Below are 14,463 nucleotides of genomic sequence, written 5' to 3'. Positions count from 1 at the left end.
CTACTGCGTGCGCGTCGCGCGTTGCATCGCGTCGGTGGCCGCATGTGCTTGCGCGAGCGCGGCGCGGATCGCGGCTTCCGTCGTGTCGTACCCGCCTTCGCCGTACCGCGTGTAGACCACCTTGCCGCTCGCGTCGATCAGGTACAGCGCGGGCCAGTACTGGTTGCCGTACGCGCGCCAGGTGTCGTAGCGGTTATCCTGCGCAACCGGATAACGTATCCCGAAGCGCCCCACCGCATCCGCGACATTGCGCGCATCGCGCTCGAACGGATACTCGGGCGTATGCACGCCGATCACGACCAGCCCCTGATCGCGGTACTTGCGATACCAGTCGTTGACATACGGAATCGTATGAATGCAGTTGATGCACGAATACGTCCAGAAATCGACGAGCACGACCTTGCCGCGCAACTGCCCGAGCGTCAGCGGCGCGCTGTTGTGCCAGCGCTCGATGCCGGTGAAGTTCGGCGCCTGCATGCCGGCTGCCGATGCGGGCAGCTTGGCATCGTCGCGCGTGCCGGCGAATGCGGCGAGCGCGGCCGTGGCGGCGACCGCGACCACGGCGACGGCGGTTCTGAAACGGGGCAGCATGGCGGTTCTCCGGTTCGGTGGCCGGCTGGGCGGGTGCGTCGGCCGACGGGTTTCGACGATCCCCATTGGGCCGCACCGACGTATCGGCGATGTGTCCTCCAAGCGGCGCGTGTGCAATGTTGTGTGTCGTCGCGGCGGCGCGATACATTGAGATACAAACGCGCGGCCGCGCTGCGGTATAAAAGCGGACATCGCGAGCCGCCACATCACGACGAAGACACCCATGGACAAGACCGACCACGTACTGATCGTCGACGACGATCGCGGCATTCGCGAACTGATCGCCGACTACCTCGAGAAGAACGGCATGCGCGTGTCGCTGGCCGCGAACGGCCGCGAGATGCGCGGGGTGCTCGACAGCGGCGCCCCCGACCTGATCGTGCTGGACCTGATGATGCCGGGCGAGGACGGCCTCGTGCTGTGCCGCGAGCTGCGCGTCGGCAAGTTCCGCGCGGTGCCGGTGCTGATGCTGACCGCGCGCGGCGAGGAAACCGACCGCATCGTCGGCCTCGAGATGGGCGCGGACGACTATCTCGCGAAGCCGTTCGCGGTGCGCGAGCTGCTGGCGCGAATCCGCTCGGTGCTGCGGCGCACGCGGATGCTGCCGCCCGGCATGCAGGTGACGGAGGCGGCCGGGATGCTCGGCTTCGGCGAATGGCGGCTCGATACGACGGGGCGGCACCTGCTCGACGCCGAAGGCACGCTGGTCGCGCTGAGCGGCGCGGAGTACCGGCTGTTGCGCGTGTTCCTCGATCATCCGCAGCGGGTGCTGACCCGCGACCAGCTGCTCAACCTGACGCAGGGGCGGCAGTCCGATCCGTTCGACCGCTCGATCGACCTGCTCGTGAGCCGCCTGCGGCAGCGCCTGCGCGACGGCGCGCGCGAGCCGCGCTACATCAAGACGCTGCGCAACGAGGGCTATGTGTTCTCGGCGGCGGTGACCGTCATCGAAGGCACGTCATGACGCCGCGCGCGATAGGGCGGTGGCCGCGCACGCTGTTCGCGCGGCTCGCGCTGATCCTGTGCGTGGGCCTCGCGCTCGCGCAGACGCTGTCGTTCTGGCTCACGCTGACGGAGCGCGACCAGGCCACCACCAACCTGATGATGGGGTACATCGAGCGCGAAGTCGCGAGCTCGGTGGCGCTGCTCGACCATCTGTCGCCTGCCGAGCGCGCCGAGTGGCTGCCGCGGCTCGCGCGGCGCAGCTACCAGTTCATCCTCGGGCCGGGCGAGACCGGCACGCCGCCGCAGGCGCGGCTGTCGGCGCGCGTCGAGCGGTCGATCTCGGACGGCATCGGCGGCGAGTACCCGTTGACGGCGAACGCGATGCCCGGCGAGCGCGAGCATCTGCAGGTGCATCTGCGCCTGACCGACGGGTCGCCGCTGACGATCGACATCCATCCGATGTCGACGGTGCCGCTGTCGGGCTGGCTGCCGTTCGTGCTCGCGCTGCAGCTCGCGGTGCTGGCCGCATGCTGCTGGCTCGCGGTGCGGCTCGCGACGCGGCCGCTCAAGCAGCTCGCGCAGGCCGCCGATGCGCTCGGCCCGGACCTGAAGGCGGAGCGCCTGAGCGAGGACGGCCCGTCCGAGGTCGCGCGCGCGGCGCGCGCGTTCAATGCGATGCAGGACCGCATCGCGCAGTACATGGCGGAGCGCATGCAGATCCTCGCATCGATCTCGCACGACCTGCAGACGCCGATCACGCGGATGCGGCTGCGCGTCGACGTGATGGACGACGACGCGCAGGGCGCGAAGCTGCGCCAGGACCTGATCGAGATGGAGCATCTCGTGAAGGAGGGCGTCGCGTATGCGAAGACGCTGCACGGCACCGAGGAAGCCGCGCGGCGCACCGATCTCGATGCGCTGCTCGACAGCATCGTGTGCGACTACGCGGACGCGGGGCAGGCCGTCACGCTGCACAGCCGCGCGCCGATCGCGCTCGTCACGCGGCCGAAGGCGCTGCGCCGCATCGTCGGCAATCTCGTCGACAACGCGCTGAAGTTCTCCGGTGCGGCAGAGATCGACGTGACGGCCGCGCCGGACGGTGGCGCGGTCATAGCGGTGCTGGACCGCGGGCCCGGCATTCCGGACGACCAGCTCGATGCGGTGTTCGAGCCGTTCCGGCGCGTCGAGACGTCGCGCAATCGCGAGACGGGCGGCACGGGGCTCGGCCTCGCGATCGCGCGGCAGCTCGCGCTCGCGATGGGCGGCGCGCTGACGCTGCGCAACCGGGAGGATGGCGGCGGGCTGGAGGCGCGGTTGACGTTGGTGAATGTGGGGTGATGGGGGGAGGGGGGAAGTACGGGCGCCGATCACGCGAGACGAATCGTGCGAGATGAGTCAAGCGTGACGAGCGAAGTGCGACGAAGCAAATGTATATGGCTGGACTAGACCAAACAGACAGCGCCAGGTGTCTGACTAAGTTCCGGCCATGAAGCGTCATTCGCTAGCGCCGCTGCGCGGACGTTCAGATGTTAGATCCACCCTGCGAGCGGCCATTCGATTCGCGAGGACGAATCGTGGGTCATCAGCCGCCGCGTTGATCCGCGTAAGCTCAGTCCGGCATTCCGTTATGGTCGCCGAGGGGTCTAGCGGGCCAGTCCACCCAGCGGTCCGCGCGCGTAAGTTCGTACGCTTCGTTGAGCGGGTAACGAATACGATTGTCGTCGCGCGGACGTTCGCCGATCACCATCAGCCTGACTTCGTCCTTCGTATTGTTGATGAAGGTGTGGCAAATTCCCGTACCTGCCGGAAACGCAACCGAATCACCTTCAGCAATGGAATGCAGCACACCGTCGATCCAGACGTCAGGCTTGCCCTCGAGCACGTACACAAACTCCTGCTCGGTACTTTCGGCGTGCGGATATGATGTCCTCCGGCCGGGTAGAAGCCTCACATGATGAATACCAATACGCGTGATGCCGAGTGCGGCAGAAAGCGGAGCGTCTAGCGCCATGGGCTCGGTATCGGCGGGATAGGAATGTGCATCCGGTTCTTCGAGTTCAGTCCAGTGTTTGACGAAATCTGGTCGGCTCATCGGTTGTTCTCTTAAAGGACGGCCATTGATGATAACGGTTTAGGAGCGGACGCTAACCACAACCTGCGGCCAATCTTGGCCATGGCCATTTCGGCCGACGAGCCGCAAGCGGCGGGCAAGGGTGAATGGCCGTTGTAGTTTGGGATCTGCCGAAAATGTGCTGCTGAGTCCACCGTCGGCTCCGGGTCGGAAGTCGCCGGTCGGGCCGCACCGGGCGCCGACCGGCGACTTCCCGGCCAGGAACGGACATTCGACAGCGCGATCTGAATCGTCGACAATGCAAGGTCAAACCACGGCTACGCCCCGTCAAATCAGACTGATAGCGGCGGCCTTCCAAGCCCGACAATGGTGTTGCGACGATGAGCATCAGCAAGTGGATAGCGCACGTTCGGAATGATTCTAAAAACGGCGAAGCATTCAACATGGTGACCTTGGAGGCAGCGCATCGCGTAATGTCTCCCGTGGTCGATGCGGCTTTGAACGCGCGGGGGGTCGAGACAGTAGCGCCTCTGAAGTGGGTGCGACACGACGGATCACCTATCCGCCAGATATTTGCATTTTCCGCATGGAAAGGCGGCGTCATCGCTCCTCGATGGGGCTTGTCCTTTGACTTTGTCCCGCATGTGTCCGGCAGTTCTGTTCGCTGGCACCGAACCAACAAAACTGCGATCTTTGACCTCGTTGTTGATGCACGCGACAGGGACTTAGACGTGAGCCTTATTTGTGGAGAGCAGGTCGTCGCTCAGAAATCGGCGCCGATTGTGCAAGCTGCGATCGCACGGGCAGACGAATTTTGGCGACTGGTCAATTCGATCGAGGACGTCGTCGGGGCATTCGAATGGCTGCGAAGCTATCTGTCGAGCGGAGGCTTGGGGTTTTACAACTATGTCCAGCATCCGATCGCGCTCGCATTTGTGCTCGCGAGGACAGGCAACGCTGATGGCGCACGTCGAGAGTTGGATCGCTTTCTCGAAGGGCGTTCAGCGGAAGACCCAGTCTCCATACGACTCGGTGAGATGCTGACTAAAGCTACCGGCATGGCATGATCGCGAACAAAGAATCCTTCGTGTGGATGGCGGGTGACTGCGCCAATGAACATGCGCCGAGTGTCCGCTTGCAGGAGATCTGACTGTCTCTTCAGGGGCGGGTTCGGCCAACGGCATCAGGCGACAGTCGGCCAGAACGAGCCGTCGAACCGATGCGTCCAGATCGACGATGATCGCGCTTCCGCAGACTCGCTCAAGCTCGCCGGCTCCGACTATCTCAGCTGGCATACGCAGAGGCTGCCTTAAATCCACTGGTCGTTCTCGACAGTACGCTCGCCCGCTGCGCCGTCGCCCGTGTTGACGACGCCGCGCGGCTCGATCAACAGCAGCTTCACTTCGGCATTTGCACAGGGCTTGTGTTCGACCCCCTTCGGCACCACGGCCATCTGACCGGCACGCAACACAATAGAACCATCGCCCGAAGGGCCCGCGCGAAATTCGATACGCAACTCGCCTCCGAGCACGATGAACGTTTCGTCGGTATCGGCATGGCGGTGCCACTGAAACTCGCCTTCGACTTTCACGACCTTGAACTGATAGTCATTCATTTCAGCGACGACGCGCGGCTGCCAGTGGCCGTCGATCAGCGCGATCTTGCCGGTCAAATCGATGGTCTGGCACTGGCCGCGTTCGGCCGGCACGTTGTTGTGTTTCGAGGATTGGGACACCGTTCTCTCCGTTCAAGGGGCAATGCTTCGAGGATATACATGCTCCTTGCGGCCGTATTGAACGATCGTGTGTGTTTTCAGCCGCGGTGAATGCTGCCCGTGACCTGGAGCCAGCGCCCTGGCGTCAGCCCGAATGTTTTCGAGAAGTGTCGCGTCATGTGGCTCTGATCGGAAAAACCCGCGGCCGCAGCGGCGTGAGCGAGCGAGGTGCCAGCGAGCAGCATGCGGCGCACCGTATCGAGGCGCCGCATCGTCAGATAACGGTACGGGCTCGTTCCGTAGAAGGTGCGAAAGTCGTGCGACAGACTCCAGCGATCGCGGCCCGTCGCCGCTTCAAGTTCGACGAGCGTGACGACGCGCGCGCAGTTCACGTGCAAATAGTCGCGCGCGCGCCGCGCCGCGAGGAAATCGCCTTTCGGACGGCGTGTGGGCGTGCCGGCAACAGCGGCAATCGCATGCGTCAGTTCGACGAGGGCATCGCTTTGTTCAAGCGGTTCAAGCCTATAGCCGACGTGCTGCAGCAATGTCGTGGTTGCCGCCGCAAGGCGCGCATCGGTCGTCACGCCGCCGTCGATGAACGGCAGCGCGCGCCCGCCGAGCACGTCCTGAAAAAGCGCGGGTTCCACGTAGATCATCCGGTACCGAAACCCTTCGTCGGTACCCGCCTGACCATCGTGAGCCTCGTCGGGATGCAGGACCATCGTTTGCCCCGGCACGCTGCTGCGCAGGCTGCGCCGATAGTGGAAGCACTGGACGCCGGCGAGCGTGCGACCAATCGCATAGGTATCGTGGCGGTGCATGGCATACGCCTTGCCGTGAAACCACGCTTCGATGCGTTCGACACCTTCTATCGGCTCGGCGCGCCTTACCCAGTCGGGGCATGAGATTGCGGGTTGTCGGTTCATGATGTAGAGCGTGGATGGCCTGACGCATCACGCTGCGGCACGGGCGCTCAGGCGCTGTACGATGCAAAGCCGCTATCCGAATTGTCGCATCGGATAGTCCACTAGCGATGACATGCTACGGTCGACGCGCCGGGTTGAAACGCGGCCGTTCGCGACGCCAAGAGACCACCATTTGAAAACAGCGCAACCCTACGCCTTGATATCTGTTGCCGCGAGATTCCGAACTTCTCTCGGTCGAAGGATTTTTTCAACGAGCCGAGCCGACATCTGACGGCTCAGTAGTCTCTGCAAGTTCGCAAGCAGTCGATTTCGCGTCCCCACAACCCGATAGCTCAGATTACGATCGAGCGCCCACAACGCATCCCGCACCACGTTGGCGACCGGCATCGGCACGCCGACTGCAGCCTCCTTCGTGCCAACAACGTCGAAAAAGGCCGTTTGCGTGGCGCCGGGACATAGCGCGACGACCCGGATGCCCCGCTGCCGGTTTTCAGCCCAAACAGCTTCCGAAAATGACAGGAGAAAGGCCTTCGTCGCGCCGTAGACGGCCATATACGGATCGGGCTGGAATGCCGCGGTTGACGCGACGTTGATGACTGCGCCGCCGGATCGCGCTTGCATCCCCGGCAGCAGAAGATGAGTCAGCTCGATCGCGGCGATGCAGTTCACCAGGACTTCATCGCGCTGGCGCGTCAGCGGAATCGTTTCAAAGCGCCCGTAAGCTGCGAAGCCCGCATTGTTGATCAGCACATCGACGAACGTGCCGGTCCCCTTCAGATGGCGATCGATCGTGTCGACGGCGTCGGCTGCGCTCAGGTCGACCGTCAGAAAATCGGCGTCGCACGCGTAATCGCGCCGCAGTTCCGCGGCCAGATCACGCAGCTTGTCGTGAGAGCGTGCGACCAGCAGGAGTCTCGCACCGCGTTCGGCCAACGCGTGGGCAAACGCGCGCCCGATACCCGATGATGCACCCGTGACGAGTGCTGTTTTTCCGCCAAAATCGAAAGATTTGCTCATGGGCTGCTGATGGAGTGGAACGGGAGTTGCACTCTAAACCGTTGACTATAGGCAACGGTCAAGCGTAAATGACGGTCCACGACATTGATTGGAGGCAGCATGCGCATCGGCGAGCTATGCAAGCGGGCGGGTGTATCGCGCGACACCGTCCGTTACTACGAGCGTATGGGTCTGCTGGATAAAGCAACGCAAGGTAACGCGACGAACACTTACAAGCACTATTCCGAACTTTCGTTACAGCGGATACGGCTGATCGTCCACGCGAAGGCGTTGGGCTTCACGCTGGCGGAAATTGGCGACGTTGTCCATGTATGGGAAAGTCCGACGTTCGGCGTTGACCAAAAGGTCGCGTGCCTGCAAGCAAAGCTCGCCGAACTCGACGCAAAGAGTCTCGCGTTAACCACGCTGCGAACCGGGCTGCTGAATGCGCTGGCCAAAGTTGGCGGCGATTGTGTCGAAGAAGTAGCGTGATCAGTCGCGGCCGGTGCAAGTGTCATCCTGCCCCGCACAGGAACTTCGATGGCCGCTTTGATCGCCCGTGAGGGTCCCTTCAGGGTCGGGTTGAGCCAGTCGGTGCCTGCCGGGGCTGCGGCCGGCCGAGTCCGGCCACAAACGGTCAGTCGGAAGACCACGCTCAAAGCGGCCATTCGCCGGTATTGACCTGCGCAGCCAAACGACGCTAGGATCGTCAGCATGATTAGTCGCTCCAAATCCCTCTTTTCGCTGGTCCGCGCATGTTGTCAAAACGTGCCGGGGAGATGCTGCGTCTAGCGATTAACTACACGTCGCATCAATCGCCTCTGGCCGCCCGTTGCAAAACCGGCGGCCTTTTCGTTTTTGCCCCCTTCGAGACGGAGAGAGTTGATGCAACTTACGTTGTATGACACCTGGTCGCGTACCGTGCGCTCGTTCACGCCAATTCACGCTGGCCGCGTTGGCATGTATTGCTGCGGCCCCACCGTCTATGACCATGCGCATATCGGCAATCTAAGAACGTATGTGTTCGAAGACATTCTGCGCCGGGTGCTCATTCGCAACGGCTACGAGGTCCGTCACGTCGTCAATATCACCGACGTCGGCCACCTGACGTCGGACGCCGACGAAGGCGAAGACAAGATGGAAAAAGGTAGCAGACGGACCGGAGAGTCAGCATGGGCTATCGCTCAGCGCTACACCGAGGCCTTCTTCGCGGATTGGCATGCCCTCAACCTGCTGGAGCCGTCGATATGGTGCCGCGCGACGGATCACATCGCGGAGCAGATCGCCTTTATCGGCGAGTTGGAACGGTCAGGCTACGTATACAGGACCAACGACGGCCTCTACTTCGACACCGGCAAGCAGGACGATTACGGCTTTCTGAGGCCGGTCGGAAAAAATGGAAGCCAACGTTTCGTAAAATCGAGAAACGGAGGCATGGATGAATCGAATTCCAAGAGCGGTCTATACGAAGGAGCTTCGCGACGAAGCGGTCAAGTTGGCGTTGGCCGAAGGTGTGGGGGTATCGGAAGCTTCCCGGCGCTTGTCGATCCCAATCAAGACGCTGGCAAACTGGGTGCGCGCGGCGAAGGCCGGTAAGCTGAAAGATGTCGGCCGGCACCAGAGGCCACTGACGGAAATGGAGGCCGAGCTGGCGCAGGTCAAGCGCGAACTGGCCGAGGTCAAAATGGAGCGCGATCTGCTAAAAAAGTTCGCGACGTACTTCGCGAAGGAGTCGCGGTGAAGTACGGCGTGATCGAACAAATGCGACAGGACTATCCCGTGCCGCCGATGTGCCGCGTGCTGGGTGTATCGGTGAGCGGCTACTATGCGTGGCGCAAGCGCGGGCCGTCCGAAAGAACGCAGCAGGAGCCTCGCCTGGAAGCGGAGGTACTTGCGGCACATCAGCGAACTCGGGAAAGCTTCGGGCCCGAGCGCCTGAAGCAACATCTCGATGAACGTGGCGTGCGAATCGGCGTGCACCGGATCAGGCGACTGCGTAGAAAACTGGGACTGCGCTGCAAGCAGAAACGCCGGTTCAAGGCCACGACGAATTCGAAGCACGACCTGCCTGTCGCGCCGAATCTGTTGAACCAGGATTTCTCAGTGACCGCGCCCAATCAGGCCTGGTGCGGTGACATCACCTATATCGCGACCGACGAGGGCTGGCTGTATCTTGCCGGCCTGAAGGACCTGTACAGCGGCGAAATCGTCGGCTATGCGATGAGCGAACGTATGACGAAAAATCTGGTCATGCAGGCACTGTTTCGCGCTGTCGCAACCCGACGACCGCCGGCGGGCCTGATTCATCATAGCGACCGTGGGTCGCAATATTGTGCGCTGGCTTATCAAGCACTCATCGGCCAGTTTGACATGCGCGCGTCGATGAGCCGCCGTGGCAACTGCTACGACAACGCGCCCATCGAATCCTTCTGGGGAACGCTGAAGAATGAACTGGTCTATCATCAACGCTTCGCCACGCGCGAGCAGGCGCGCCTGGCGATCAGCGAATACATCGAAATCTTCTACAACCGGCAGCGCACGCAGGCGCGTCTGAACTACCAATCGCCTGTCGCGTTCACGCAGCGCTTCTATTTGAATCAGATCGCTGCTTAACCCGTTGGCCTCCACGAATTCCGTCCGACCTCATTCTGGCCCGGCTCGATCGCGCCGGCCTGCAGGCCGGCAAGCGCGTCGTAGTTGGTGCCAAGCGGAACATCACAGATTTTGCGCTATGGAAGTTCAGTCCGGCGGGCGTAACGCGGCAGATGGAATGGGACAGCCCGTGGGGACGGGGATTTCCGGGCTGGCATATCGAGTGCTCGGCGATGTCCGCGAAGTATCTGGGCGTCTGGTTCGATATCCACTGCGGCGGCGAAGACCATGTCGCCGTGCATCACAGCAACGAGATTGCGCAAACCGAAGCGGCCCACGGCACGCGGCTTGCGAACTTCTGGATGCACGGACATTTTCTAACGCTCGATGCCAACACGAAGATGTCGAAGTCGAGTGGCGATTTTGTTCGCTTGCAGACCTTGCGCACTCGGAACATCGATCCACTTGCCTACCGTTTCCTGTGCATGACGGCTCATTACCGGAGCAAGCTGCATTTCAGCTGGGCGTCTCTTGACGCAGCGCAGACAGCCTTGAACCGGCTGAGGCATCTCTATTCCGGTTGGCCGGACGGTGGCCGCATCGATCCGGATTTCGCCGCGCGCTTCGACGCCGAAGTGAATGAGGACCTGAATCTGCCGAGGGCATTGGCCGTGCTATGGGAGTTGGTCAAGAGCGAGCTCCCATCTGCGACCTTGAAAGCGACTGTCGACAGCTTTGATTATGTTCTGGGCCTTGGGTTACGCGATTGGAAGCCAGTTGCGTCTGACATTCCGGAAAGCATCCGAGTGTTGCTCGGTGAACGTGCTCAGGCCCGAGAGGCAAAGGATTGGGCAAAGGCCGATGAGATACGAAAGATGTTAAACGCCCGAGGCTGGAGAGTCGAGGATGGCAACGACGGACAACGTCTGATCGAAATCGCCACGCCCTCGACAGATATCTGAATGGGTGTTAGCTGCATGGGAGCCGCACTGAATGTCCGGATGGCACAGGCTCGATTGACCGCTTGGGGTCGGTGCGCGCCGTCCTCCGATCCAACGCAGTGTGACGGCGGCATCGGGCGGTCGTCGGCCACAAGCGGTCGGCCGACCACGCAGTCGGAATCGGCGACAATCACGACGAGTTGAGCATATTCCGTGCGACCATGTCCAATGACCAAAGAAATGTTTGCCAGCGATTCGGTACAGAATAATGCGTATGAACACTTTGGGAAGCTCTGAATTACGACGCACTTTGATGGCACTGGGGATCGTCCTGTTGACCGGTGTCTCTATGTTCTACGCGACCGACGAGGTCGGGCAAGCAGATATTGATCGTCCATCGATTGAGCGAACAACCACCAAGACCGCTGGTGTTTGGCAGTCCACGACGCGTATGGTGCTCGCCCGCTACGGGCATACCGCAACCTTGCTACCCAATGGCAAGGTGCTGGTGGCTGGTGGTTTCGGTGGCCCCGGAGGCGGCGGTCTTCTGGCGGTGAGCGAGCTTTACGATCCCGCCCACCCAAAATGGTCCAAGGCGGGCGCCATGGTGCTTCCACGCCAAGCGCACAAAGCGGTCTTGTTGGCCGATGGCAATGTGTTGGTGGCCGGCGGGCTGGCCGCTGACTCAAATAACCTCTCTGCGACGCCTTCGGCTGAGGTCTATAGCCCTACCCGTGGCGTTTGGAATCGTGTCGGGAACATGGCGACGGGGCGATTGGGTCATACGATGACTGTCTTGAAGGACGGTCGCGTGCTTGTCACCGGCGGCCATCGCGCGGATGACGTGATGGATGACGACGCTTTTGCTTCGGCCGAGCTGTTCAATCCCACCGATGGCCAATGGGCAGTCACCGCCAGTATGAGTATTGGACGTCGGGGCCACACTGCCACGCTGTTGCCGAACGGCAAGGTGCTTGTGGTTGGCGGGAGAATGGCGGGGAGCAACGGCGACGCGACCGCCATGGCTGAACTCTTTGACCCCGTCAAAGATACTTGGGTAGCGGTTGCCCCGATGAGGAACGCGCGCTACGGTCACTCCGCAACGCTTCTGCGAAGTGGGAAGGTACTCGTCGTGGGGGGCGAGGACGTCAAGAAAGCCGGCGACGACACCAAGAGGTTGGATGCCGCGATGGCGGAAGTCGTCAAGGAGAAAGGCTCGGACTTCACATCGACCGACTTGGCCATCGCGCTTGCCAAGGATCCCGGGCCTTATCGAAGCTTGGCCGAAATTTACGATCCAGTCACGAACCAGTGGTCGCCCGCGGGAAACCTGAACGCGGCGCGATCTGGGGCTCGCGCTGTGCTGTTGCCGAATGGAAACGTGCTTGTGGCACGAGGCGCTGATGACGAAAGCCTCGACCTTAATTCTTCAGAGATCTATGACGTAAAGACGGGTGTGTGGCGCCTGACGGCGCCCATGAACGACGGCGTGGGCATAGGGGCCACGCTTACCGTGCTGCCCGGTGGTGAGGTGCTCGCTGCGGGCGGGGATCGAGGTTACGTCAAGTCCAAGCCGGGCCTTCGAGAGCGTTTGGCGCAAGGAATCTATCGGGCAGACGATTTCAACGATAACAGCGCACTCTCCTCCGCAGAAATCCTGCGCTACTGATCACTTGATGCGACGCACCTCGCGAAACGCTGCGTTGGTCACGTTCATGTACAACCGATAAGCCACAGCAGAACCCGGAGCGGTGGGGAGGAGACTACGCTAACACGAACGACTGGTTCGGAGAAAAACGGGTGACCGCAGTGGGTCGATCACGGCCCTTGATGAAGTGACGGCAAAAGCAATCTCAGACCTGATCTGACGCTGACTGAGACATCAGGTCTTGACTTACGCAAATTCAAACGCGCCGAACCAAGCGCACCCGACTAAGCGCACCGCCCCACGGCCCCACCGCTGTCACAACACCGTCCACCTCGCGCCACGCGTGCTGAAACACACAGCGTCAAACCCGCTGCAGATGCGCATCGACGAGCGGCGCGAGCGCGCGCGCATGCACGGCGGCGAGACCATGCTGGCCGCCCGACACGACGTGCAGCCGCGCATCGGGCAGCCGTTCGAGCAGGCGGCGGCCGGCCGCGACCGGGCTGATCGGGTCCGCGTCGCCCCACAGCAGCAGCGTCGGCTGCGCGACCCGGCCCAGCTCAGCCGACAGGTCGGCGCGAAACGACACGAACCAGTCGGGCAGGTGCGGATTCGCCGCGACGAATCCGGTGCGCCAGTCCTGCGCGCCGAGACCCTGCATGTCGAGGCCCCCGGACGTGACCGTCAGCACCAGGTGCGTGACCCGCTCGGGCCGGTCGAGCGCCGCGCGCAGCGCGATCACGCCGCCCATCGATTGCGCGATCACCGCGGTGGGCCGGTCGATGTGTCGCAGCACGCGCCGCACGAGGCCGTCGAAGTCGCGGACGTCGGGATCGGCGGGCTCGTCGCCGAAGCCGGGATAGGCGACGACGCGCCGCTCGGCCGGATGCGTCAGGTTGTCGATCAGCGGCTGCCAGAACGCGGTGCTGCCCGAGGCGCCCGGCAGGAAAAGCAGTTGCGAAGGAACGGGCATCGGGCGGTGATTTTCCAGTAAAAGAAGGATGGCGAACGTGACCTGACGGCGCGTCAGCAGCGGCCGGTGCGCAGCGCGACGGCCCACTCGTCGCGGCCGCGCGCGGCTGCCGTGTCGGCAGCCATCTGCCAGTCGTATTCGACGGTATGAAGTTCGGCGTGCCAGCCCGCCGGCGTGCGCGACACGATCGCATAGCGCGCGTGCGGCGAGCCGGTTTCGATCCGGTGCGGATACGGCAAATCGTCCGCATAGGCCGGCAGCCCGACGCTTCCAGGGTTGACGATCGTGCGGCCGTCGGCGAGCCGCGCGACGCGCGGCACATGCGTGTGGCCGCACAGGATCAGCGACGCCGGCTCGTCTCCGGCGCGCTGCGCGATTTCGTCGGGCGTCGCCGCGCGGCAGCCGTCGCGCGTCACCGTTTCGAGAAAATAGTCGAGGTCGCTCGCGGGCGTGCCGTGCACCAGCAGCACGTCGTCGCCGAGCGTCGCGCGTTCAGGCAATGCGGCGAGCCACGCGCGGTGGCGCTCGTGCAGCGTGTCGTGCGCCCAACGGTCGGACAGCCCCATCGCGTCGCGCGTGCGCTCCAGCAGTTGCCGTTCGTGATTGCCGCGGATCGTCGGCAGATCGAGTGCGATCAGGCGATCGGCCGTTTCCGCCGGATGGAGCGCGCCCGAGACGATATCGCCGAGATTGACGATCACGTCGGCGCCGCGGCGGCGCACGTCGTCGAGCACCGCGTCGAGCGCGGCGAGGTTGCCGTGGATGTCGGACAGCGCAGCGATTTTCATGGCGGGGCGAGTCGAGCCGGGGAATGCCGATTGTCGCGAATTCGCCGCGGGCCGTCCAATCGCTTCGACGGCGGGCGCAGTGCCATTCACGAGGCCGGTGCCGGTCGCCCGACGCGTCAGTCCGTCGCGAGGCGCGCGTACATCGCGAAATCGCCGGGCACGCCGCGCACCATCCGGGACGCACGCGACAATATTTTTTTCTTTCATTTAAATTTCTATTTGTAATCATTCAATCGATTCCGCGCGCGATAAAACCGCTGTGCGAAAATCAGAAAAAA

Annotated in this window: 13 protein-coding genes and 3 pseudogenes; 8 read left to right on the top strand and 8 right to left on the bottom strand. The window is 62.8% G+C overall.

What is annotated here, in order from left to right:
* Complete coding sequence (locus WJ35_RS27945; RefSeq protein WP_069240487.1) at window positions 1-591, bottom strand: thioredoxin family protein; 591 nt, start codon at window positions 589-591, stop codon at window positions 1-3.
* A 223-nt stretch (window positions 592-814) separates the two neighbouring features.
* On the opposite strand from WJ35_RS27945, the gene WJ35_RS27940 reads away from it, so the two are divergent.
* Together WJ35_RS27940 and WJ35_RS27935 are read left to right on the top strand one after the other, a co-directional pair.
* Window positions 815-1,555 (top strand): response regulator, encoded by a 741-nt coding sequence (locus tag WJ35_RS27940; protein ID WP_060232425.1) that lies wholly within the window; start codon window positions 815-817, stop codon window positions 1,553-1,555.
* Window positions 1,552-2,874, top strand: coding sequence for an ATP-binding protein (locus tag WJ35_RS27935; RefSeq protein WP_069240486.1), 1,323 nt, complete (start codon window positions 1,552-1,554; stop codon window positions 2,872-2,874). Before WJ35_RS27940 ends, WJ35_RS27935 begins: the two co-directional genes overlap by 4 nt.
* A gap of 271 nt (window positions 2,875-3,145) precedes the next feature.
* On the opposite strand, the gene WJ35_RS27930 is transcribed toward WJ35_RS27935, so the two are convergent.
* Complete coding sequence (locus tag WJ35_RS27930) at window positions 3,146-3,628, bottom strand: cupin domain-containing protein (RefSeq protein WP_034194741.1); 483 nt, start codon at window positions 3,626-3,628, stop codon at window positions 3,146-3,148.
* 359 nt (window positions 3,629-3,987) lie between these two features.
* Here WJ35_RS27930 and WJ35_RS31675 point away from each other — a divergent pair, with 359 nt between their 5' ends.
* Window positions 3,988-4,674: a hypothetical protein gene (locus tag WJ35_RS31675; protein ID WP_124259675.1), complete on the top strand. Its 687-nt coding sequence runs from the start codon at window positions 3,988-3,990 to the stop codon at window positions 4,672-4,674.
* A gap of 242 nt (window positions 4,675-4,916) precedes the next feature.
* Here WJ35_RS31675 and WJ35_RS27925 read toward each other — a convergent pair whose 3' ends face one another.
* The 3 genes from WJ35_RS27925 to WJ35_RS27915 form a co-directional block, all read right to left on the bottom strand.
* On the bottom strand, window positions 4,917-5,342 hold the full coding sequence (locus WJ35_RS27925) for a cupin domain-containing protein (RefSeq protein ID WP_059475914.1): 426 nt from the start codon (window positions 5,340-5,342) through the stop codon (window positions 4,917-4,919).
* Window positions 5,343-5,419: 77 nt separating this feature from the next.
* On the bottom strand, window positions 5,420-6,247 hold the full coding sequence (locus WJ35_RS27920) for an AraC family transcriptional regulator (protein ID WP_069240485.1): 828 nt from the start codon (window positions 6,245-6,247) through the stop codon (window positions 5,420-5,422).
* A gap of 189 nt (window positions 6,248-6,436) precedes the next feature.
* Window positions 6,437-7,264: an SDR family NAD(P)-dependent oxidoreductase gene (locus WJ35_RS27915; protein WP_059669177.1), complete on the bottom strand. Its 828-nt coding sequence runs from the start codon at window positions 7,262-7,264 to the stop codon at window positions 6,437-6,439.
* Window positions 7,265-7,363: 99 nt separating this feature from the next.
* On the opposite strand from WJ35_RS27915, the gene WJ35_RS27910 reads away from it, so the two are divergent.
* From WJ35_RS27910 to WJ35_RS27885, 5 genes and pseudogenes are all read left to right on the top strand, one after another.
* Window positions 7,364-7,735 (top strand): heavy metal-responsive transcriptional regulator, encoded by a 372-nt coding sequence (locus WJ35_RS27910; RefSeq protein WP_034195534.1) that lies wholly within the window; start codon window positions 7,364-7,366, stop codon window positions 7,733-7,735.
* Window positions 7,736-8,128: 393 nt separating this feature from the next.
* Window positions 8,129-8,650, top strand: a pseudogene (locus WJ35_RS27905) (cysteine--tRNA ligase); the annotation flags it as partial.
* Window positions 8,651-8,681: 31 nt separating this feature from the next.
* Window positions 8,682-9,856 (top strand): IS3-like element ISBvi4 family transposase gene (locus WJ35_RS27895; RefSeq protein WP_155121863.1). Its coding sequence is split into 2 segments (ribosomal slippage): window positions 8,682-8,943 and window positions 8,943-9,856, totalling 1,176 coding nucleotides; the frame shifts between segments, so codons are not numbered across the junction.
* 35 nt (window positions 9,857-9,891) lie between these two features.
* Window positions 9,892-10,797: pseudogene (locus tag WJ35_RS27890) on the top strand (CysS/YqeB C-terminal domain-containing protein); the annotation flags it as partial.
* Between the two features lie 253 nt (window positions 10,798-11,050).
* On the top strand, window positions 11,051-12,445 hold the full coding sequence (locus tag WJ35_RS27885) for a Kelch repeat-containing protein (RefSeq protein WP_196480344.1): 1,395 nt from the start codon (window positions 11,051-11,053) through the stop codon (window positions 12,443-12,445).
* Between the two features lie 340 nt (window positions 12,446-12,785).
* Here WJ35_RS27885 and WJ35_RS27880 read toward each other — a convergent pair whose 3' ends face one another.
* The 3 genes and pseudogenes from WJ35_RS27880 to WJ35_RS32775 form a co-directional block, all read right to left on the bottom strand.
* The gene (locus tag WJ35_RS27880; RefSeq protein ID WP_069240484.1) at window positions 12,786-13,397 is read right to left on the bottom strand and encodes an alpha/beta fold hydrolase; all 612 of its coding nucleotides are present in this window, start codon (window positions 13,395-13,397) and stop codon (window positions 12,786-12,788) included.
* A gap of 53 nt (window positions 13,398-13,450) precedes the next feature.
* Window positions 13,451-14,185: a metallophosphoesterase family protein gene (locus WJ35_RS27875; protein WP_034195533.1), complete on the bottom strand. Its 735-nt coding sequence runs from the start codon at window positions 14,183-14,185 to the stop codon at window positions 13,451-13,453.
* Window positions 14,186-14,301: 116 nt separating this feature from the next.
* Window positions 14,302-14,376 (bottom strand): annotated as a pseudogene (locus WJ35_RS32775) (N-acetyltransferase); the annotation flags it as partial.
* Between the last annotated feature and the right edge of the window lie 87 nt (window positions 14,377-14,463).

The organism is Burkholderia ubonensis, from assembly GCF_001718695.1.
Taxonomy (GTDB): domain Bacteria; phylum Pseudomonadota; class Gammaproteobacteria; order Burkholderiales; family Burkholderiaceae; genus Burkholderia; species Burkholderia ubonensis_B.
Note: the sequence above shows the minus strand (reverse complement) of the source record. Positions and strands in the feature narration are given on the sequence as shown.